Raw genomic sequence first — 21,014 nt, 5'->3', positions numbered from 1 at the left:
TTTATAAAGATATTAGGATTAGTCTACCATTATTTTCCCATGATCTGATCATTCTTAACATTAATGGAGGTATCTTCAGAAATGATTATTGGACAATTTTTGATGAATAAGCTTACTAAATAAGGATCAAATTGACTTCCAGAACAGCGCAAGAGCTCATTAATGGCTTCTTCTTTGGTGAGAGGTGATTTATAAGGTCGGCCGCATCTCATGGCATCATATGCATCGGCAATAGCCATAATTCTGGCCAAGAGAGGAATGTTCTCTTTAGAAAGACCCCGAGGATACCCGGCTCCGTCCCATCGTTCATGATGAGCCCAAATTGCATCAGCGATGGTTGATATTTGATGAATAGCCTGGGCGATACGATATCCGATTTCAGGATGTTTTTTTATCTTTTTCCATCCGTCTTCATCGAGTGAGCCGGCTTGGGAGAGAAAGCTTATATCCATATTGATTTTGCCCAAGTCATGGAGGTCGGTTAAATACATGAGTTCTTCTTCAGAATAGGGAAGATTTAAAACCATTCCAAACCAGAGACAAAGCCGACAGAGATCAGCAGAATGCCAGGTTTTCGGTTTCAGGTTACTGATAAAAGTAGAAAGCATCTTACGTCGATAATGATCAGATTCTATTAGTTTTTCTTGATACATTTTTTCTTCCGCGTCAGTAATGATTTTCTGAACATTTTGAGTGGGTAAAGAATTTGTCGAAACTCCAAGTGAAATACTGATGGGGATTAGAATATTTTCCTGGATCTGACATTCATTTCTGATTCGATCACAAATTTGTAATGCCGTTTCATGATCGGTCTGGGGAAGGATAATTGCATATTCATCTCCTCCCCAGCGACTGATTATGTCTTCATGTCGGCAGCATCTTTGTAATATTTCAGCGGTTCTTTCTAGGAGTTGGTCTCCTTCTAAGTGTCCAAAGGTGTCATTTAATATTTTTAATCCATTTACATCACCTATAATGACACTAAGGGGATACTGTCGCTCAGTGTTTAACCTCTTCAACTCCTCTTCAAAAAAAGGTCGGTTATAGAGCCCGGTCAAGCTATCGTGAAGGCTAATATATTGAAGTTTACCTTCGGCCTCTTTCCTCTCAGTAACATCTTCTCCGGTTATAATCATTTCTTTTAGTTCATTGGAATCGCCAAAAATTGGAAAAATTTTATAACGAAGCCAAAACCTCTTTCCCCATTGGGAAGTACATTCTCTATCTTCTGATATCACCTGATTTTTAGTTAATTGTTTATAATCATTAATAAAAAGGAATTGTTCTGGGATAAAGAGATTTACCAGGTTCATTTGAAGAATTTCTTCCTTATCAGATGCTCCTAAGATGTCCAATATATGTTGATTGATATCAAGAATTTTCTCCTGTACATCAACTTTTAAAATGCCAATTGGAGTTTTTTCAAAAAGATCTCGATAGTTTTTTTCACTATCTTTAATTCTTTTTTCATTATATTGCTGCTGAGTTATATCACGCCCTACTAAAAGAATCCCATTTTTACTTCCTTGGAGGATACAGGGATTTGAGCTCCAATCAATAATTTTTTTTAATTCATCCTTATGCGATGGAAATTCAGTAATGAAATGAGCATCGGGAGGAAGTTTTTCAGAATTATGATCTTGGATAAAATCTTCAATGGGTACTGAGGAAACAGCATTTTTAAATAACTCCCGACAGCCTTTTCCTAATACATTCTCACCGAAAAAGTTAATACCTGGCTGGTTAAGCCATTCAACTTGTCCCTTGTGGTTGAGTTGAAGGATAATTTCAGGAACGGCTTGGATCAAGGAAGTCTGTTTTTCCTCAACCCGTCTAAGCTTTTTGAGCACCTGAGAAAGCCGAATACTGATGTAGATAAGAATGATTAAAAAAGCAAAAAAGGTTAGAAAAAGTTCCTTGTACGATTTATAAAAGAGATACAGACCAGCAATCCAATAGGAAGCTGTTTTTGCTCCCTGATTCGGGTTTCCAGGGGAAGGCGAAAGATAGAAAACCCAGGTTTCCGGATTTGTTGCTGATCTTCCATATGAGACGTCTTTCCACTGCGGACCAAAGGTGATGACATCAACAGCCGTATTCCCATTTGGTGCAGTTAAAATAATACTCTCCCCGGCTTTGGAAAGCTCAAAATCGAGATGAAGAGGGCCATGATCAGGATTTCCATCGGCAATGAGAATGATAAAACCACCACCAGGAACGATGGTTTCCTGATGATAGCCTTCCGGAATCTGCCATTTTAAGGGTTCGTTCAATTTGTCGGATATAAAATAACCGCTCAAATCAATAGGTTGGGAAGATGTATTATGAATTTCGATCCAATCATTAGGTTTTCCCGATTGGTCTAAAATTATGGAACCATTGGAAGCCATAAATTCAGAGATACGGAGAGAGGCAGAACTCTCTGCTGAAAAATGCCAAAGTAATAAAACAACTATTAGACATGTTAGAATAATTGAAGGAGGTTTAAGTCCCGGAAAAAGCTTCATTTTCATAAGATTCATTCCATCAAATATTTTTACCTAAAATATTAATAATTTTCAATATTTTACCATAACTAAGATTTAATGAAATGCATTATTATTTCCATAAGGGGTCTTCTTGAAGTGAGATGAAGGAAAAAAATGGCGCGCCTGGAGGGAGTTGAACCCCCAACCTTCGGATCCGAAGTCCGCGGCTCTGTCCATTGAGCTACAGGCGCACTCCTTCTTTGCATATTATAAGAAAAATCCTGAAAAAAGAAAAGAGTTTAATTTCGGTTATTCTTGTTTGGTTTCTTAACGATTTAAAATTAAATATCGCGATGCATCATCTTTTGATATACTTATTAGGTTTGGTTTTAAAAAAATATTTAAATTGAGGGATGAATATGTCTGATATTTATTTAGAAAAATTAGCCAAGCTCCTCCTTTCCTATTCCACCCGAGTCCAGCCCGGTGAGAAAGTTTTTATTACTGCTGAAGATGTTGCTATCCCTTGGATTGAAGCTGTTGCGTCCCAAGCTTTTCAGATGGGTGCTTTGGTACGAACCACCGTCGAACTTAAGTCGGTTAGGCTGGCAAAATTCCGGTATGGAAGCCAGGAGGCAATCCAAGCCGAAGACCTATTTTTTAAAACCATTGTAGATCATGCTGATATCTTTTTGTCTGCTTGGGGAAGTTGGAATACCAAGTCCTTTACCAACATTGATGCCGAAAAAATTAAAATGGGCATTCAAGCCAACGAAGCAGTACGTCGAAAATTTTCCCAAAGAATGGGGGATGGAAGTCTGCGTTGGTGTGGAACTCAGTATCCAACTCATGCCGATGCCCAGGAAGCCGGTATGAGTTTAGAAGAATACCAGGATTTTGTTTATAGAGCGGGATATCTTCATACCGAAAATCCCATAGCTGAGTGGTTGCGAATTGAAAAAGATCAAGAGAAATGGGTTCGTTATCTCAATTCAAAAAAAGAATTGCGTATCGTTAGTGAGAAAACAGATTTGCGGGTGGGAATTGCTGGTCGTACCTGGATTAACTGTTGTGGACGGGAAAATTTCCCGGATGGAGAAATTTTTACCTCACCAATTGAAAATCAAATTGACGGACGTATTACTTTTAGTTTTCCAGGGATATACATGGGAAAAGAAGTTGAGAAGATTTCTTTAAGGGTGAGTAACGGCCGAGTCGTCGAAGCCCGGGCAAAAAAAGGGGAGGATTTACTTCGTTCCCTTCTTACCACTGATAACGGTGCTGGTTTTTTTGGAGAAGTGGCTATTGGGACGAATTATCAAATCCAGCAATTTACCCGGAATATGTTGTTTGATGAAAAAATTGGAGGTACGATACACATGGCCTTGGGAGACTCGATGCCGGAGGCAGGTGGGACCAATCAATCTTCAATTCATTGGGATATGCTTTGCGACATGCGTGACCAAGGGGAAATCTATGCTGATGGAGAGTTGTTTTATAAACAGGGAAAATTTATAGAAGATGTTTTAGGATAAAAGCTAGAATTCTAATCAAACTTTAATGAAATTCTAAGGTTATTCTAAGGTTGGGCGGTTAAAATAGGAACAATCAGTAAAAAGATGAAAAGGAGCTGAAAAAAATGAAAAAGATTTTAAGTGGTTTTACCGTAGCTCTTCTGGTTGTTCTGATGGTAAGTAGTTTTGCTTTAGCCCGTGGCCGAGGAGATAATAATTATGGGAGACAATTAACCGGAAAAACAGTTGATATGAATGGAACAATACAAGCCGTTGATTTCACTCCACCGCAGATTGAAATCAAAGTTGATGTGGATGGTAAAGTCGTTGAAGTTGAATTAGGTCCAGTATGGCAATATGATCCAAAAGATTTTCAAATTGGAGCATCTATTTCTCTAACCGGTGAATATGTCGCCGATAATGTGTTTCTCCCCTATTCATTCAAAGTGAATGATAAAACTTATGAATTAAGAGATGCTGATGGATACCCCCTTTGGGCGGGTAGAAAAAATAATGATGATAATCGAGGAAATCGAAACCAAGATGAAGATTGGGATTGCCGCGGACGAGGCGGTCGTGATCAAGATGGGAGTGGTCGTGGCATGATGGGAAACCGGGGAAATCGTAACCGGTAAAAATGATTTAAATAAAGGCTGCTCATTGAATGGGCAGCCTTTTTTATTTTTTGAATTTTCCATCTATGATTATATCCAGAGTAATTTGCATTAAGCTGAAAAATCAATTACATTATTTTAAGGAAAAAGATGAAGATATTGAGGGAAAAAGATGAATATTGGAAATTCCAATCAGGTATTTTTTAAAGAAATTCAAACCGTCAAATCCTGGTGGATCTGGGGACTAGTTTTGATTCTTGTTGTGGTTTTTTTGTTTGGGATGATACAGCAGTTAATTTTTAAAAAACCTTGGGGAAATAATCCAATGTCAGATACTGGATTATTAATCGTTGGGTTGATTGTTGTGATTGGTCTTCCTCTGTTTGTGTCACTTATTCGTTTAGAAATAATAGTTCATAACCAGGGGGTTGGTTACCGTTATAGTCCTTTTCATCTGCGATACCAAAGATTACCAAAAGACCGTCTAGTGAGTTACCAAATTATCCATTATCGACCTTTGCGAGATTATGGGGGATGGGGAATCCGTTATGGAAAATACGGAAAGGCTTATACTCTCTCTGGAGATATCGGAGTTCAATTGGTCACCATTGATCAAAAGAAGATTTTACTCGGTACTTATAAACCGGAAAATATGAAGAAAGCCCTGGATTCAATACAAAAAAACACGAACTCGCACACTCGCCTTCTCCACTGACTTATCGATCATTTTGTTATCATTTACTCAACTTTCGCACTAAAATAAATGCTGAAAAACCTTGATTTTAAAGGGTTTTTTAATGAAAACACCCCTCCTTTCTGGTAGAATTGACTTAAGGAAAAAAACCAATCACCACAAAGAGAGAGGTGTCTTCATGACTATCCTACCAGAAAATTTGAAAAATGAAAGGACCTTGTTACCCATGTTTTCCTCCTTTATGAAGGAGTTTAAAGTGAACCAACTGTTTCGAAAATGCCATATGAACAAAAAGAAAGGGTTCCCAGTCAAAGACGTCTTTCAGATGATCTTTCTCCTAGTCTTTACTCAGAAAAACGTTGCTGGTCTTCTCCAATCTCGACATCCCCTTTTCCAAGGAAAGAAAGACACTCTTTACCGTTTCCTCCACAAGACCAGTGGGAGCTGGCGAAAATTGCTCTTTCTTTTGAGTACCAAAGTAGTCTCTGAAGCGCTCCTTCCTTTTACCAGTTTGAAACGCTACACCTGGGTGGTGGATGATTCCCCCTATGAACGGCCTCGGAGCTTGAAAGTTGAAGGGCTCTCTCGATTCTATGATCACGCCCAAGGACGGTTCAGTCGGGGTTTCAGAATGCTCACTTTAGGACTCACCGATGGTGCTACCTTCATTCCCTTTGCTTTTTCATTGTTAAGTTCTCACCGCAAAGAAAACCAGCTCTGTCCCATGGATGCCTCCGTTGATGGACGAAACAAAAGAGCTCGTCTTCGGAAAGAATCCCAAGAAAAAGCTCCAGATGTCTTCTTCAACCTCCTGGATGGAGCCTTGAAACACTGTCCTTTGGTCTCAACTATTCTTTTTGATAGTTGGTTCAGTTTTCCAGCCCTCATCCGCAAATGTGCTCTTCGCGGATTATCAGTGGTGTGCATGCTCAAAAACACCCCAAAAATTTACTATTCTTTTGGTGGAAAAGTTCTTTCTCTTTCCTCTCTTTTCACCAGAATTCAGAAAAGACCACACGGCAATATCATTGGATCGGGTGTCGTGAATCTCAATCTCACTGGGAAACCACTTTTAGCTCGGATTGTCTTTGTCCGAAGTGAAAAACAAAAATCTCAATGGTTGGCACTGCTTTCAACTGATCTGTCTCTTTCTGAAGACGAGATCGTCACCCTCTATGGGAAACGCTGGGATATCGAGGTTTTCTTCAAGATGGTGAAATCGGTCTTGAAACTCACTCGGGAATTTCAGGTTCGATCCTATGATGCTCTGGTATCCCATACCAGTATCGTCTTTATCCGCTATATCATGCTCGCGGTTATTGCCCGGAGAAACACCGATCCCCGAACCTTTGGCGAGCTTTTCTATGCCTGCTATGATGAAATTCAGGATATCACTCTTATGGAAGCACTCACTCTTCTTCTTGAGCTCCTGAAGACGACCATCAAACAGATTCTTGTCCTTTCAGAAGAAAAAGTCAAAGAGCTACTCATCTATTTTGTAAATAGTCTTCCAGCATGGTTGAGAGAAAAAGTGCTATTATTGAACTGCGAAAGTTGAGTCATTTATTATAAATAACAACCTAATAGTTAAGAAAAAAGAAATGAGTTTCTTTGTTTTACAGGAGGTGAATGATAACGGATGACTTAGAAAATAAAGAGAAAGCTGAAAAAATTCACCACCTCTTGCAAGGAATTGAGGAACAACAACAGCGAGCTAAGCAGCGTTTTAAATATCGCACCCTCCCCTTCCTTATTGTTATCGCTATATTGCTCTTTACTGCTCTCTATCTCATTTACCCATATCTTTCCAATTTCATGGAAACTATAATTGAAATTATTGAGGAACAGCCTAATTTTAATCATGATCAAAAAACTCCTTACATTATGGCCTATGAAATAGATCGGCGGGGATTACCAATCGCACTAATATCCACCAACATAAAACCCCCACACCTTGATCATCTATCCTGAAAATACCATCAAATAAATTCTTTAATCCGTCATCCTGAGGATTCGCTTTGCGAATCCGTGAGGATCTCATCTTTTAGGTTCTTTCTTCATAAATACTTTAAAGGATGAGATTCTCACGTCGCATAATACACTTCTCAGAATGACGGGGTGGGTGGATGAGATTGCCACGTCGTCCAACCAAAGAACGGTTGTTCTCCTCGCAATGACGGAACAGTAAAAAAATCAAGGGAGAAGGAACCAAAATCTCGCGCCCCATCATCCCATCACCCCCTCTCCCCCTCGGTGTCTTTCGCCAATATTCCCTCGCCCCTTGGTGGGAGAGGGTCAAAGTGAGGGGCAACTATTTTCTTTTCCATCTAATAATTTCTGTCTTCTTCTGCAAATTTGTATATAATATTAAAGTGAACCAAGAAAATCATTGGGGAAAGTGATTAATAAAAAAAATTAGAATTATGGAGGTATCTTATTATGGCACATATCGAATCAACTGGAAACATTCCAAAAAAGATGAAGGCAGTAGTCAACTATGCTCCCGGTGACTTCCGCTTAGAAGAAGTTGATGTTCCAGAAATTGGGCCAGAAGAAGTTTTAATTAAAGTTGGTGGTTGCGGTATTTGTGCTGGAGACGTAAAAACTTTCCATGGCGCCGCACGAATCTGGGGAGGAGATGGCCAACCGGCTTATGTGAAACCTCCAGTTATTCCCGGTCATGAATTTTATGGTAAAGTGGTAGCTTTAGGAGAGGGAGCAAGCAAAAAATACGGTTTGAAGCTGGGTGATTGGGCAACTTCCGAACAAATTATTCCCTGTGGTATTTGTCGTTATTGTCTTCGTGGAGAATACTGGATGTGCGAAGTTCATAATATTTACGGCTACCAAAAACATGATGCCGAGGGTGGTTTTGCCGAGTATATGAGATTCCCTGCTACTGCCCGCAATCACAAACTACCTGAAGGTTTCCCCCTTCACATGGCTCCCTACATTGAACCGTTGGGGTGTGCAATCCATGCTGTTGAAAGAGCTGATATCCAACTCGATGACGTTGTGGTGATTGCCGGTATTGGACCTCTGGGGTTTGGTATGCTTCAGACGGCTCGTCTTAAAAATCCGAAACTCCTGATTGCGATCGACGCAAAAGAAAAAAGATTAAATTTAGCCAAAGAATTAGGTGCAGATTTAGTAATGAACCCGCTAAAGGAAGATGTAGTTGCCAAAGTAAAAGATCTGACTGATGGCTATGGTTGCGATGTGTATATTCATGCCAGTGGTAACCCCAAAGGAGTTCATCAAGGAATGAATATGATTCGAAAATTGGGAAGATATGTTGAGTTCAGCGTTTTCAATGAACCAACTCTCCTTGACTGGTCGATTATTGGAGACGTGAAAGAAATTGAAATTCGGGGAGCCCATTTAAGCCCCTACACTTATCCAGCCGCAATTCGCTTTATTCAAGAAGGCAAAGTGAAAGCCGAAGATATCATAACCCACGAATTTCCTCTGGTTGAGTTCGAAAAAGGAATGGAATTGGCAGAAAAAGGGGACGAGTCAATTAAGGTGGTATTGGTTCCGTAACCACATATATGAATATATAAGTCTAATGGTCAATTGCCCCTCTTTATATCAAAAAGAGGGGCAATTTTTATGTACACCTCAAGATAAAAGCATAAAGTTCCTTCTTCCACAATTTCATCTTACCCAATTAGATTCATTTCCATAAAATGAGCGCCTTCAACTGGATTATTGTAATAAGGTTCAATTTCATAAAAGCCCAACGACCTGTATAGTGTAATTGCCTCTTTCATGGTCGAAATGGTATCAAGACGCATTTTATGGTAGCCTAATTCTTTAGCACGGGAGATGAGATGAATTGCCAAGCCCTTCCCGATTCCCAGTCCTCGGAATTCCGGTCGGACATAAAGTCGCTTCATCTCGCAGATTTGATCCTTAAGAGGTTTCAGAGCAATGCATCCAGCTGGTTTTCCATTCACCAGAGCTAAATAAAGCAAACCTTTGGGGGGCGAATAGACGCCGGGGAGTTCATCGAGTTCTTTTTGAAAGTTTTGAAAGCACAAGCTAAAGTTCAACGATTGGGCGTATTCCAAGAATAATTGCTTGATAATATCGATGGAAGTTTTTTCGTTGGTGACTTCCATGACCGTAAACGGCTTATTCATATTTAAATTCCTTTCCTACTGGAGGTGGATAAATGAAAATTAAATTTTTTACTATTTTATATGTCCTATTGGTTTTTTCGCAAGGCGTTTTCGCTGATTCTCCAGCAACTTCAACTCCCTTTTCTGAAGCTTATCTGGATATTCCTCTAGTCAAAATAGCTCAAGAACAAGGGGTTCTTAATGAAGAAATGTGTCGATTTTTAACTGATCTCAATATTTCTTTGGATCAAAAAGCCGCTTTAGTTAATGCTTTAGGATGGAAATTCGAGGGGAAAAAGAATACCGAAATATTTACCCAATATCTTATGAAAAAATATCGATTTCAGACCAAGGACCTTCCCATCTACGCTTTAAACAGGAGTGAGTTGATGTGTCTTGGATATCTTAAACTTCTTGATGATTATTTTCACCCTTTAGAGGCCATGAAAATTCTTGAAAGAGCTTTGAAAATCAAACCAAAGAGTTTTACAGTAAATATTGTAACTGCCATAGCACGAGGTCAGGTCGCCTTTGATTACGATTGGTGTCAGATTTGGTGTTTTGCTGAAACGGTATTGAACAATAAATCCCTTGAGGAAGACTTTCGTCCTGAAGCCACATCGATTATCGTGGATTATTTAATTTTATACCGGGATAGTTGTTTCGAATAGCCTCTTTTTTCACAATGAGAGGTATAATAAATGGTAATTGAAAATAAAAGACAGGGGAATGCAGTTGATTTTTACTATGATTCGCCAGTTTCATCCTCCACCAAGTTAATATTTCCTCTAAGCTCATTGAGCTTATAGCCCTTTGTTTTGGAGCCCCGTTTTATTACGGAGATAGGATTATAATTGCCTCTGACAATTGTGCCGTTTTAACAGTATGAATTATTGATTTACTTCAAAGCCGACAATTTGATTTCTAGTGAGGGGAAGCAAATGAAAAAAAAGCCAAACAAAAATAAGAGATTAGATAATTCTGCTTTTCAAGAATTATATAACCGAAGAAAAACCATTACTTTTACTTTAACTTTGCTTATTGTTGGTATTTATGTTGCATATATTTTGATTGATGCTTTTGATCGGGAATTGTTAGCTCGGAAAATATCTGGTGGTATTACCTTGGGTATTTATATTGGAATTGGAATTATCATTATTGGATGGATCACCACGGGAGTTTACGTTTGGTGGGCGAACAAAAAATACGATTCACTTCTTGATAGAATGAAAAGGACTACTGGAGGCCACTCATGAGTACAACCAGTTTGGGGCAAGTCAATCCGATTTCAATTTCTTTCTTTTTTGTATTTGTGGCAGCTACTCTGTTCATTACCTATTGGGCTTCAAAGAAATCCCATTCTACCAGTGAGTTCTATGCTGCTGGACATGGCATCAGTGGTTTTCAAAACGGTTTGGCACTTTCGGGAGATTTTATGAGTGCTGCATCTTTTTTGGGAATTGCCGGTATGGTGGCTCTGAGTGGTTATGATGGTCTGATATATTCAGTCGGTTGGCTGGTTGGCTGGCCGGTGGTGCTTTTTCTCATCGCTGAACCACTCAGAAATTTAGGGAAATATACCTATGCGGATGTCGTGGCCTATCGATTGAGTAAAAGACCGGTACGAAGTGCTGCCGCTATAGGGAGTATCGTCACTGTGCTTTTTTATCTCCTTGCTCAAATGGTAGGTGCCGGGACCTTAATTAAACTTGTATTTGGTCTTCCTTATGAAGCAGCGATTGTTATAGTAGGCTCAATCATGCTTGCTTACGTCCTTTTTGGAGGGATGTTAGCAACCACTTGGGTTCAAATAATTAAAGCAGCACTCCTGCTTGGTGGTGCAACTGTTTTGGCAGTTTGGACTTTATCTCGTTATGGATTCCATTTTGGGAATCTAATTAATGACGCCCAGAATCAATATGGTCTCGATTTTCTTCTCCCGGGGGGTTTAGTCAAAAATCCCTTGGATACTATATCTCTAGGACTCGCATTAATGTTTGGTACTGCAGGTCTTCCACATATTCTTATGAGATTTTACACCGTTCCCAATTCGAAAGAAGCCAGAAAATCAGTTTTTTATGCTACTGGTTTCATTGGATTTTTTTATATCCTCACTTTTATTTTAGGTTTTGGAGCGGCAGTAATTGTCGGAAAAACTGCTATTCAAGCCATTGATAAAGGCGGGAATATGGCAGCTCTTCTATTGGCTGAGGTGTTGGGAGGGCAAGTTTTTCTTGGCTATTTGGCAGCGGTCGCTTTTGCGACTATTTTAGCGGTGGTTGCTGGTTTGACCTTGGCTGGTGCTTCAGCGGTTTCTCACGATCTATATGCTGGAGTTTTTAAGCAGGGTATTAACAATGAAAAAAAGGAATTGAGAGTGGCAAAAGTTTCCACTCTTTTTTTGGGCATTGTTGCCATTGTATTAGGGATCCTCTTTAAAGGTCAAAATATAGCCTTTATGGTGGGATTAGCTTTCGCAATTTCAGCCAGTGCCAATTTTCCAGCGTTACTTATGTCGATTTATTGGAAAAAATTTACCACTCAAGGTGCAGTAGCCAGCATGTTTACAGGATTGAGTTTAGCAATCATACTTATCGTTTTAAGCCCCACGATCTGGGTGGATATTTTCCATCATGCTCAGGCACTCTTTCCGTTAAAAAATCCCGGGCTTTTTTCTATGGCCGGTTCTTTTCTTGTAGGTATTATAGTTTCAAGATTTACGCATGATTCACAAGCAGAGGAACAGTTTGCTGAGGAAGTTGTCCGCAGCTGTATCGGAGGGGTATAATAGTACTATAGCTTCTAAAAATCAAATTGGAACTTTGGGCTTATGGAAAAAGCTAATTTACACGCTTTTTCATGTTCTTTTGGTTGGAGGCGATGTTGCAGTGATTGATGTTTATAGGCCTGATAGGCTGGATAATATTGCGCCATGATATTAATGGCAGCAACCTGGGGATATCTTTTCGGCTATAAAAGTCATAATTTCTTTTGTTCCAGCAAGATTGTCAGGAAGGACCAGGTGCCGGATAAGCAGGCCCCGCTAGGCGATTCCCCGTCGATCAACCTTTAAATCACCCACTTACCGGTACATTTCTTCTAACCCAGCTTTCATGGCTTCCGGATATCCGTGTATTCTGGATAATTGCAGTGCTGTATTTTCATCAGCATATTTGGCATCGGGAAGGTAAATATCAATAACACCATCCAATTTCTTTAAGATAGCCGTACTTTCATAACCGCCGCAATTATAAACAATGGGGATATTAAGTCCGTTTCTAAAAGATGACTCAAGAGATTGCCACGACCTCAAAAAACCAGGTCTCGCAATGACGACTCAAAGTTCCTTCTCCCTTGATGGGAAAAGGTGAGAATGAGGGTGAAAGCCTAGGACAGAGTGAAATCCTGGTGAGTTGCTCTAAAAAATTTCCTTAAAAAACGTTCTGGTATTTACAGGATAGACCGTCATGCTGCTTTGCAGCACCAGATGAGAATGAAAATACCTATCTAAATCCGTCATTGCGAGGAGCGTCTTGTGCGACGTGGCAATCTCTACCATCCACTTAGTCATTCTGAGGAGTCCGGTGTTTTTGCCGGACGACGTAAGAATCTCATCATTTAAAGTATTTATGAAGAAAAAACTTAAAAGATGAGATCCTCACGCCCTCAAAAAGCGAGGGCTCAGGATGACCGATTAAAGGCACACCCCCCTTTAACCCCCCTCAATGGGGGAATTTATAAGATGGTATTTTCAGGATAGACCTTCATGCTGCTTTGCAGCACCAGATGAGGATGAAAATACCTATCTAAATCCGTCATTGCGAGGAGCGTCTTGTGCGACGTGGCAATCTCATCCACCCTCCCCGTCATCGTATATTGATTCCTATACCAAAAATACCAAATAATTACTAAAATGTTTTATAAAAGAAAAAAGAAGGTGGAAAAAGGACATTTTCGTCATTGGTTAAAAAACCGTTCAGAATGTTGTCCACCACCTTCTTCTCTTCCCCAAGACTTTACAGAACATGAGGCAACTAAAGCCTGAATAAAAAAACGATGAAAGTCCAAGGAAGAATAGATCAAAATACCAACCAAAAGAAAAGGGAGATAAAAAACATGAAGTACCAACAAGTAGTGGGCATGGATATTGCGAAAGACTCAGTGCAAGCCAGTCGCTTTGATGGAACAACTTTTTTTGATTTTTCCTTTCCCAACCAAGAAAAGTCGTTCCTGAAAGAGGTTCAGAAAAGCATCCCAAAAAGTGATCCCTCTCACACTCTTTTTGTCATGGAAGCAACTGGAGCGTATCATCTCAAACTCGCCACTACCCTCTATAAGAAAGGTTACTCCGTTGCCGTCGTCAATCCCTTCATCATCAAAAAATATGCCGAGATGCTCTTAAAAAGAGCCAAGACTGATAGGAAAGATGCTCGGTTGATTGCCCAATTTGGTTTTTATCAGGAGGTCACTCTCTTTGCTCCCAAAGAGAGCATGGCTGAAGAAATAACTCAAGTCTTAAAAGGTCTAGACCAACTCAAAAAAGAAAGAACCAACTTGAAGAATTACCGAGAAGCATTCACCTGCCATAACGAGATCAACCCAGTGGTGAGGGATATCTATCAAAAACAGCTGGAAGAGATCGAAAAAGCGATCAAAACCCTCGAAGCCGAAGCAAAACGACTGGTTTCCCAGTATGCTCCGAAAGAATACCAACTGCTCCTGAGTATCAAAGGAATCGGGAAATGCTCGGCGACTGCTCTTTTAGGACTCCTCCAAAAGATGGATCGCTTCTCTCGAGGGAAAGAAGTGGCCAGTTTCTTAGGCCTTGCTCCCCAGATCTCTCAATCTGGAAAAGACAAAGGCAAAGCCTGGCTGAGTAAAAAGGGGAACGGCTATCTCCGTAGGCTTCTCTATCTTGCGGCTCTTTCGGCTTCACGGTCTAATGCTCAATGTCGGGAACTCTATCAGCGACTCCTTGCGAAAGGAAAACCGAAGAAAGTCGCTCTCATAGCAGTCGCCAATAAGCTCTTAAGACAGGCCTTTGCAGTATTAAAAAGTGGTTGTCCTTATGATCCTCATTACCTAAAACTAAAAAGTAATCTTGAAGTAGTTTTGACTTGACAATTAACACAGAACATTCTGAGGAGTCCGGTGTTTTTGCCGGACGACGTAAGAATCTCATCATTTAAAGTATTTATGAAGAAAAAACTTAAAAGATGAGATCCTCACGCCCTCAAAAAGCGAGGGCTCAGGATGACCGATTAAAGGCACACCCCCCTTTATCCCCCCTCAATGGGGGAATTTATAAGATGGTATTTTCAGGATAGATATAATTCAGGATATTTCTGCTGACATTCTATGCTTTTTCTTCTTTTCCTGATACATATTAAAATCTGCTAAACGAAGCAAGTCATTCAGGTTTCTTCCATCTTTTGGAAAAGAAGAACAACCGATACTTAGACCTTTAAATTCAATTAGATTTTTTGATCTGGTAAACCGTATATGTTTCAAGGATTGAGCAAAGGAATCCACGTCATGCCCTTCATATAAAAAAATGAATTCATCGCCTGATATTCGGTAGAGATGTCCTTTTTTCCCGACAGCTCCTTTCACAGTTTGAGAAAATCGAACCAGGTATTCATCTCCTACCGAATGACCATGAATATCGTTGACCGTTTTAAAATCGTCCAGGTCGATAAAGATAATTGAAAAGGGAATATCTTTATTCATCATTTTTTGGGCATCTTCAATAAAACCTTCCCGGTTTCTCAGTTTGGTAAGTATATCCCTTTTGGTTCTTTCATCCAATTTTTCTGCTGTTTTATTCATGAATACCAACGAATAAAAAAGATGATAGGATAACAAGGAATTGATTGCTAAAAAAATGAAGACGATGATTTTCATGACCGGAGGATTTCCCATGGTAAAACTCACATTCAAAAATAGAATGAATAAAAACCAGCTGAGGCTTAACTTGAGCAGAGAATTCAGTGTTTTATCATCCACATTTTGCAAAATATAAACCAATTTATTTTTTATCAGCTTGAAAAAGAAAGGAAACGTTAATAAATAAAAGGCGGTTTGAAAAATCACCACGAATAATCTATTCTGTGGTCCTGTTATAAAACTTCCAGCTTGTATAGACAAAGAAAAGGAAAACATGGTATAAATCCAGACCGAGCACATAACAGTTAAGGTATATTTAATCGATTGATGGAATAAAAATTTTAAAGGGATGATATACAAAAAGCCAATACAAATAAACAAACCGCTTCCGCTTCCATAGCTTGGGAACTTTCTTAACAAAGGGATCACTGTTGTCATTATTACGACAGTAAATGCAAGGAAAACACTCCAGGTTATATAAGCGGAATATTTTCTTTTTAGACATACATGAGTTGTGTATAAATTAATAAAGAGTATTTCGAGAGAGATGATAGATATATAGAGGTTTTCCACTAATTTTTCACCTGTAATAATCGATTAATGAGTATTTAAATGTAAAAAATCTTACAGTTTTTCGTCGGACTATATATATACCGAATTTTTCCAAAATGTCAAATTTAAATCATTCTGGACTGAAAATAAAGTTAGTAAAATCCTGGTGCTGCATAGGAGCATGAAGATCTATCAAAAATGTTTTTTTTAAAGAAGGGCTTAACCGTATTACCCCCTCATCAAAAATAATCCTCTTTCTTACTATGATACAATTAGGAAAAAACCTGGGATTGAATTGAGATGAGAGGGGAAACCACCGAATCTTTCCAACTTTTCATGCTTTCTTTATGCGCCTTGGCAGTTGAAATGGTTCTCTTTCGATTGTTTGCTTTTTTGGCGGGTTTTCATTTTGTCTCACTTATTATATCATTGGTTTTATTGGGTTATGGTACCTCCGGTGCTCTTTTCCGCTTTTATCCAGTTGCAATGAAATCTTTGATCCCTCTCTATTTTATCATCGGGATGGCAGCCATATTGGCCGGATTTGTTATATTACCTATTGATGTTTATGAATTCTGGACTTATTCTATTTTTAAAATTAATTTTATTTTACTGATTATTATTACTTCAACTCCCTTTTTTTGCCACGGTCTTTACCAAATCCATCTTTTTGATAAATATCCCGACCATTTCCCTCGATTTTATTCTATGAACCTTCTTGGGTCGGCAGCTGGAGTTATAATCGGAATCGTTTTACTTATGTTTTTAAATGAAATCCATAGTTTGGTTTGTATCATGGGCATTGGATGTTTTAGTCTATGGTATCGAAAAAAACTCTTTTTTTTATTGGTATTATTGGTTGGTATCCTGTTTTTCTTACCATTGACTTTAAAAATTTCTGATTATAGCCCTACTCTTCAATTGAGGCTTATTCCTGAAAATCAGCTTTTATCTACCCAACGAAATCCTTCTCAGCATTTAGAAGTATTTTCAACTCCCTATTTAAGAGCTGCAACTGGTTTAAGCATGCGGTACCGAGATATTCCTCCCTCTTCTTATTCGCTGATAACCGATCATACTCATCAAATCATTTTTCCCAACCAACCAAGCAAGGATTTCATAAACCATACCCTTTTCTCTCTTCCCTTACGAATTTTTAACCCTGATGAGGTGCTCTGTATTGAATGTGATTGGGGATATGAAATGTATGCTATGTATTATTCCGGTGTCTCAGGAAGAATCGTTACTTCATCGCCTCTATATCGGGAATTTCTAAAAAATATCCACCCATCATTACCTTTTGAAATTGAGATTGCTTTACCAAGAAAATATCTCAGTCAAACTCAATCTCGCTACGATCTGATTTTTCTCCAAATCCCTATTGGCAATGCTGAAATATTCCCCGGTTCATTTTCAATGAAGGAAAATTATCTCTATACCACCGAAGGGATTCAATCGGTTTTTAACCATTTAAACGACGATGGGAAGTTAGTGATATCTTTTTTCCCACAAGCTCCGCCAATGGTTCTATTAAAACTACTCGATTTAGTTTCTCAGGTTTGGGGAAATTCAGACTTCCTAAAAAATCGTATGATTATCATAAAAAATTTAGATTTTGTGAGTATGATTGTTACCAATCAAGTTTTAGACCAAGTGGTGGTGGAAAAATTTCGCCAGGAGGTTTCATTTTACGGTTTTGACTTCATTTATTATCCCGATATCAACAGAGAAGAAGCCGAAGTTATATTTCAAAATCAAAAATTGAACTACCAGACGGTAATAGACTACTTTCAAAACCCGTTTGATGCTCTTCAGAAATCTTCTTATCAGGTCGAAGCATCCCATGACATGAAACCCTACTTTTTCCATTTTTTCCGTTGGGCACAATTAAAGGATACTCTCTATAACCTGGGAAAGCGCTGGCTTCCCTTTGGAGGGGCAGGTTTTTTATTCGTCCTTTTTATTTTTTTGGTTATAACTGCTCTTTCTCTCCTCTTTATTCTCATTCCCGGACGAGTTTTATTGGGAAGAAAAAAACTGCATTTTACCGGGTGCAAGGAGCTTGAATTAGCGGCAATTATAACCGGCGTGGGTTATATGTTGATCGAGATTCCGGTAATTGTTCAATTAGAGATGATTATTGGATTTCCAATCTATTCTTTTGCTTTGGTTCTCACTGTTTTATTAGTTTTTTCCGGTTTGGGAAGTCGCTATGTGGAAAATATTCGGGTTAACCAATTTTTTACCAGGATGATTTTTATTCATCCCCTGGTAATTTTAGGATTTTTTCTCTTTATAAATTACCTTCGTAACTGGTTATTGGAATTACCTGGTGTACTAAGCCTATTGGTCATCCTTTTTCCTTTCTCAATAGTCGCTTTTATAGCGGGAATGCCTTTTCCAGTTTTATCAAGATTAACTCAAAAAAGAAACCCGGATTTTTTCCAGGTGGTTTTTGCCTGGAATGGTTTTATGTCGGTTATCGCCTCTCTGCTTTCTCATTTTGCTGCCATTGAATACGGGATTCATTTCCCTTATCTCTTGTCTATTCCGCTGTACGGTGGTTTTTGGATAATTGTGCATTTTTTAAATAAACCGTTCCATCCCATCTCTTAGACAAATGTGGAAAGATGATCTAATAACTGTTTTCTACTCTTGTCGAACTTCACGAAGAAGTGGGACGAAAATGACTCCTCCTAAATTTTCCGAAGTTAATTGACCATTTTCTTTGGTGAAAAGCCAGAGGGTTTGCAAGCTGTAAGGTGGACCGACTGGAATGACCATTTTCCCTCCTTCTTTGAGTTGCTCAATCAGTGGAGGTGGAAGGTGATCAATGGCACAAGTAACGATGATTGAATCAAAAGGAGCTTCTTCTTCCCAACCGAAATATCCATCACCCCAACGGACACTAATTTCAGGATAACCAAGTCGGTTTAGCCTTTCTTGAGCTGTTTCTGCTAAAATTTTGATCACTTCAACACTGAAAACCTGACAACCGATTTGTGCTAAAACGGCTGCCTGATATCCAGAGCCGGTTCCGACTTCTAAAACTTTAAACCCTTTCTTCGCTTGCAAGCTTTCGGTCATCAACGCAACTATATAGGGTTGAGAAATAGTCTGACCATATCCGATGGGGAGTGGTGTGTCACTATAAGCTGACGAAGTTAAGTTTTCTGGTACAAATAGATGGCGGGGTACTTTTAACATAGCATCGAGAAGCTGTGGGTCAACAACTCCTCGTTGTTTGATCTGTTTCTCAACCATGAGTTGACGTTCTTGGTCATATTGTTCAGCATAAGCAGAAGAAATCAACACAAAAATTATCCATACGGTAAAAAGAGTGATAAAATTTTTTTTATTCATTTTAACCCCCCTCCCTTGAGGTATTATTGATTTTAAGAAAAACCAATATCTTTATTATATCGATTAAAGAAGGTTAAAACACGAATTCTTTATTCCTTAATCTGGCGATTTTCCTACATTTTTTGATCCATACCTCTATTTTAGGATAAGTTCTCATGCTACTTGTGTGGCACCTGATGTCAATAAAAATAGTGAGCTCAATCTGGTTTCAATCTCTTCTTGTTCATTACCAATTTCTGATATTTTATATTTTTATTGAGTCACTTTTGACAAGAAATGATATACTATTCTTATAAAATATAATAGAAAATGTTGTTCTTAATCTTCAACCGAATAGGAGATTAAGAAATTATATTTTAAATGGAGGGGTTTTTATGTTTAAGAAGTTGTTGTTATCCTTATTGGTAGTGCTTCTTTTTGCTTCAATTTCAATAGCTGCTCCAGTTAAGTTAGTGGTTGTTGGTGATGCCGGTCACAATTTAAAGCCTTTTGAATGGTATGCTGATGATATAAAGGAAAAATTTGATGTTGAATTACAGGTCATTGGCGTTCCCTTTGGAGAATTGTATGAAAAAGAGAAAGTTGAATTAATTGCCGGAACCGGTGCTTATGATATTTTAATCGTTTATCCAAGATTTTTAACCGAATTTGCAGCGAATGGCTGGTTGTATCCCTTTGATGAACTTGCACAAAAATATGATCCGCTTCTCGATGATGTAACACCTGGATATCGAGATTTCTACTGTAAGTATGGTGGAAAACTCTATGCTCTACCCTTTGACGGTGACATTCTTAATCTTTACTATCGAAAAGACTTGATTGAAAACGAAAATGAAAAAGCCAATTTCAAGGAAAAATATGGACACGACTTAAAAGTACCTGAAACCTGGGATGAATATCTTGTTGTTGCTGAGTTTTTTAACCGTAAAGCCGGTGAGAGCCTTGGTGATGAAGTATTGGATCGAGATTTCTATGGAACCGCTTACTACGGACAGAAAGACAATTTGTTTGGTTGGTGGGGCAATATTTTTGCTGGGTATGGCGGAGTCTATTTTGATGAAGAAACTCTTGAACCAGGGATTAATTCTGAAGCAGCACTAAAAGCTCTTGAAGTGAACATGAATATTCATCAATTTTGCCCACCCGATGTGCTCGCTTATGGATACGAAGAATTAAAAGATATTTACTTAAATGGTGATTGCTTCATGGTTGTTCAATGGCCTTGTGTTGGGAAAAAAGGAGCGGATCCGGCTCAATCAAAAATTGTAGGGAAAGTCGGAGTATCACACGTTCCAGGTGTTGAAACTGATGGGGAAATTTATTTCCGGGCTCTCATGCCTTGCGGAAGAGTTTTGGCTATCGCTAACGATTCAAGGAATCAGGAAGCAGCTTTTAAGGTGATTCATTATCTTTCTACTGTTACCAGTATGGATGATGTATCGACCGCAGAAACCGGACTCGATCCCTACCGGTATTCCCACTTTGAGCATCCAGAAGAATATGATATGTTTGAGAACGTTGAAGATGCCCGCATCTATCTTGAAGGCGTCCAAATGAACATGGTAAAAGGTTATCCGGAGATGGTTCTCCCCGGAACGGTTGAATATGAAGAAACCCTTGGAGTTGAACTGATTAAGGCCCTTTCAGGAGAAAAAGATGCCAAGCAAGCTCTCGATGATGCTGCCCAGCAGTGGAAAGAAATAACTGATCGATTAGGTTATGAAAAACAGAAAGAGATGTTTCAAGCACTGGTTAAAGGGTGGAAAGATGCCGGTCTTTGGTAATGTGTTGAGGATTTG

The 21,014-nt window shown here is 38.9% G+C and carries 19 protein-coding genes and 1 tRNA gene; 13 read left to right on the top strand and 7 right to left on the bottom strand.

Annotated features, from left to right (window positions below; all coding sequences use genetic code 11):
• Window positions 1-29 precede the first annotated feature (29 nt).
• Together RT761_RS12025 and RT761_RS12020 are read right to left on the bottom strand one after the other, a co-directional pair.
• A complete protein-coding gene (locus tag RT761_RS12025) occupies window positions 30-2,513 on the bottom strand; it encodes a diguanylate cyclase (RefSeq protein ID WP_218111662.1) in 2,484 nt (827 codons plus the stop codon).
• Window positions 2,514-2,643: 130 nt separating this feature from the next.
• Window positions 2,644-2,719: transfer RNA gene (locus RT761_RS12020), tRNA-Arg, on the bottom strand.
• Window positions 2,720-2,887: 168 nt separating this feature from the next.
• On the opposite strand from RT761_RS12020, the gene RT761_RS12015 reads away from it, so the two are divergent.
• The 5 genes from RT761_RS12015 to RT761_RS11995 all read left to right on the top strand — a co-directional run bounded on the left by RT761_RS12015 (window position 2,888) and on the right by RT761_RS11995 (window position 7,261).
• Window positions 2,888-4,003: an aminopeptidase gene (locus RT761_RS12015; RefSeq protein WP_218111661.1), complete on the top strand. Its 1,116-nt coding sequence runs from the start codon at window positions 2,888-2,890 to the stop codon at window positions 4,001-4,003.
• A 104-nt stretch (window positions 4,004-4,107) separates the two neighbouring features.
• A complete protein-coding gene (locus tag RT761_RS12010) occupies window positions 4,108-4,617 on the top strand; it encodes a hypothetical protein (protein WP_218111660.1) in 510 nt (169 codons plus the stop codon).
• Between the two features lie 151 nt (window positions 4,618-4,768).
• Window positions 4,769-5,311 carry a hypothetical protein gene (locus tag RT761_RS12005; RefSeq protein WP_218111659.1) on the top strand — a complete coding sequence of 181 codons (543 nt, stop codon included), beginning with the start codon at window positions 4,769-4,771 and terminating at the stop codon, window positions 5,309-5,311.
• Between the two features lie 82 nt (window positions 5,312-5,393).
• Window positions 5,394-6,848 carry an IS4 family transposase gene (locus RT761_RS12000; RefSeq protein ID WP_218111658.1) on the top strand — a complete coding sequence of 485 codons (1,455 nt, stop codon included), beginning with the start codon at window positions 5,394-5,396 and terminating at the stop codon, window positions 6,846-6,848.
• Between the two features lie 71 nt (window positions 6,849-6,919).
• A complete protein-coding gene (locus RT761_RS11995; RefSeq protein WP_218111657.1) occupies window positions 6,920-7,261 on the top strand; it encodes a hypothetical protein in 342 nt (113 codons plus the stop codon).
• A 97-nt stretch (window positions 7,262-7,358) separates the two neighbouring features.
• Here the strand turns inward: RT761_RS11995 and RT761_RS11990 are convergent, their stop codons facing one another.
• Complete coding sequence (locus RT761_RS11990; RefSeq protein WP_218111656.1) at window positions 7,359-7,520, bottom strand: hypothetical protein; 162 nt, start codon at window positions 7,518-7,520, stop codon at window positions 7,359-7,361.
• A gap of 209 nt (window positions 7,521-7,729) precedes the next feature.
• Between RT761_RS11990 and RT761_RS11985 the strand changes: the two genes are divergently transcribed.
• Entirely contained in the window at window positions 7,730-8,833 is a 1,104-nt protein-coding gene (locus RT761_RS11985) for an alcohol dehydrogenase catalytic domain-containing protein (RefSeq protein ID WP_218111655.1), read from the top strand.
• Between the two features lie 119 nt (window positions 8,834-8,952).
• Here the strand turns inward: RT761_RS11985 and RT761_RS11980 are convergent, their stop codons facing one another.
• Window positions 8,953-9,435 (bottom strand): GNAT family N-acetyltransferase, encoded by a 483-nt coding sequence (locus tag RT761_RS11980; protein WP_218111654.1) that lies wholly within the window; start codon window positions 9,433-9,435, stop codon window positions 8,953-8,955.
• Window positions 9,436-9,467: 32 nt separating this feature from the next.
• Here RT761_RS11980 and RT761_RS11975 point away from each other — a divergent pair, with 32 nt between their 5' ends.
• From RT761_RS11975 to RT761_RS11960, 4 genes are all read left to right on the top strand, one after another.
• Window positions 9,468-10,085, top strand: coding sequence for a hypothetical protein (locus tag RT761_RS11975; protein WP_218111653.1), 618 nt, complete (start codon window positions 9,468-9,470; stop codon window positions 10,083-10,085).
• Between the two features lie 270 nt (window positions 10,086-10,355).
• Entirely contained in the window at window positions 10,356-10,670 is a 315-nt protein-coding gene (locus RT761_RS11970; protein WP_218111652.1) for a DUF485 domain-containing protein, read from the top strand.
• Complete coding sequence (locus tag RT761_RS11965) at window positions 10,667-12,202, top strand: sodium:solute symporter family transporter (RefSeq protein WP_218111651.1); 1,536 nt, start codon at window positions 10,667-10,669, stop codon at window positions 12,200-12,202. Before RT761_RS11970 ends, RT761_RS11965 begins: the two co-directional genes overlap by 4 nt.
• On the top strand, window positions 12,162-12,350 hold the full coding sequence (locus tag RT761_RS11960) for a hypothetical protein (RefSeq protein WP_218111650.1): 189 nt from the start codon (window positions 12,162-12,164) through the stop codon (window positions 12,348-12,350). The genes RT761_RS11965 and RT761_RS11960 overlap by 41 nt, the downstream gene beginning before the upstream one ends.
• Window positions 12,351-12,496: 146 nt before the next feature.
• Here the strand turns inward: RT761_RS11960 and RT761_RS11955 are convergent, their stop codons facing one another.
• A complete protein-coding gene (locus RT761_RS11955) occupies window positions 12,497-12,727 on the bottom strand; it encodes a radical SAM protein (protein WP_218111649.1) in 231 nt (76 codons plus the stop codon).
• A gap of 803 nt (window positions 12,728-13,530) precedes the next feature.
• On the opposite strand from RT761_RS11955, the gene RT761_RS11950 reads away from it, so the two are divergent.
• Window positions 13,531-14,535, top strand: a complete 1,005-nt coding sequence (locus RT761_RS11950) for an IS110 family RNA-guided transposase (protein WP_218110940.1) — start codon at window positions 13,531-13,533, stop codon at window positions 14,533-14,535.
• Between the two features lie 213 nt (window positions 14,536-14,748).
• Here RT761_RS11950 and RT761_RS11945 read toward each other — a convergent pair whose 3' ends face one another.
• Window positions 14,749-15,873, bottom strand: a complete 1,125-nt coding sequence (locus tag RT761_RS11945) for a GGDEF domain-containing protein (RefSeq protein WP_218111648.1) — start codon at window positions 15,871-15,873, stop codon at window positions 14,749-14,751.
• A 279-nt stretch (window positions 15,874-16,152) separates the two neighbouring features.
• On the opposite strand from RT761_RS11945, the gene RT761_RS11940 reads away from it, so the two are divergent.
• Window positions 16,153-18,468, top strand: a complete 2,316-nt coding sequence (locus tag RT761_RS11940; protein ID WP_218111647.1) for a spermidine synthase family protein — start codon at window positions 16,153-16,155, stop codon at window positions 18,466-18,468.
• A gap of 33 nt (window positions 18,469-18,501) precedes the next feature.
• On the opposite strand, the gene RT761_RS11935 is transcribed toward RT761_RS11940, so the two are convergent.
• Window positions 18,502-19,215: a protein-L-isoaspartate(D-aspartate) O-methyltransferase gene (locus RT761_RS11935; RefSeq protein ID WP_218111646.1), complete on the bottom strand. Its 714-nt coding sequence runs from the start codon at window positions 19,213-19,215 to the stop codon at window positions 18,502-18,504.
• A 374-nt stretch (window positions 19,216-19,589) separates the two neighbouring features.
• On the opposite strand from RT761_RS11935, the gene RT761_RS11930 reads away from it, so the two are divergent.
• Complete coding sequence (locus RT761_RS11930) at window positions 19,590-20,999, top strand: ABC transporter substrate-binding protein (RefSeq protein WP_218111645.1); 1,410 nt, start codon at window positions 19,590-19,592, stop codon at window positions 20,997-20,999.
• The last annotated feature ends 15 nt before the right edge of the window (window positions 21,000-21,014 follow it).

It is taken from the genome of Atribacter laminatus (assembly GCF_015775515.1).
Taxonomy (GTDB): domain Bacteria; phylum Atribacterota; class Atribacteria; order Atribacterales; family Atribacteraceae; genus Atribacter; species Atribacter laminatus.
The sequence above is the reverse complement of the archived record's forward strand: the minus strand, read 5'-3'. Positions and strand labels throughout refer to the sequence as shown.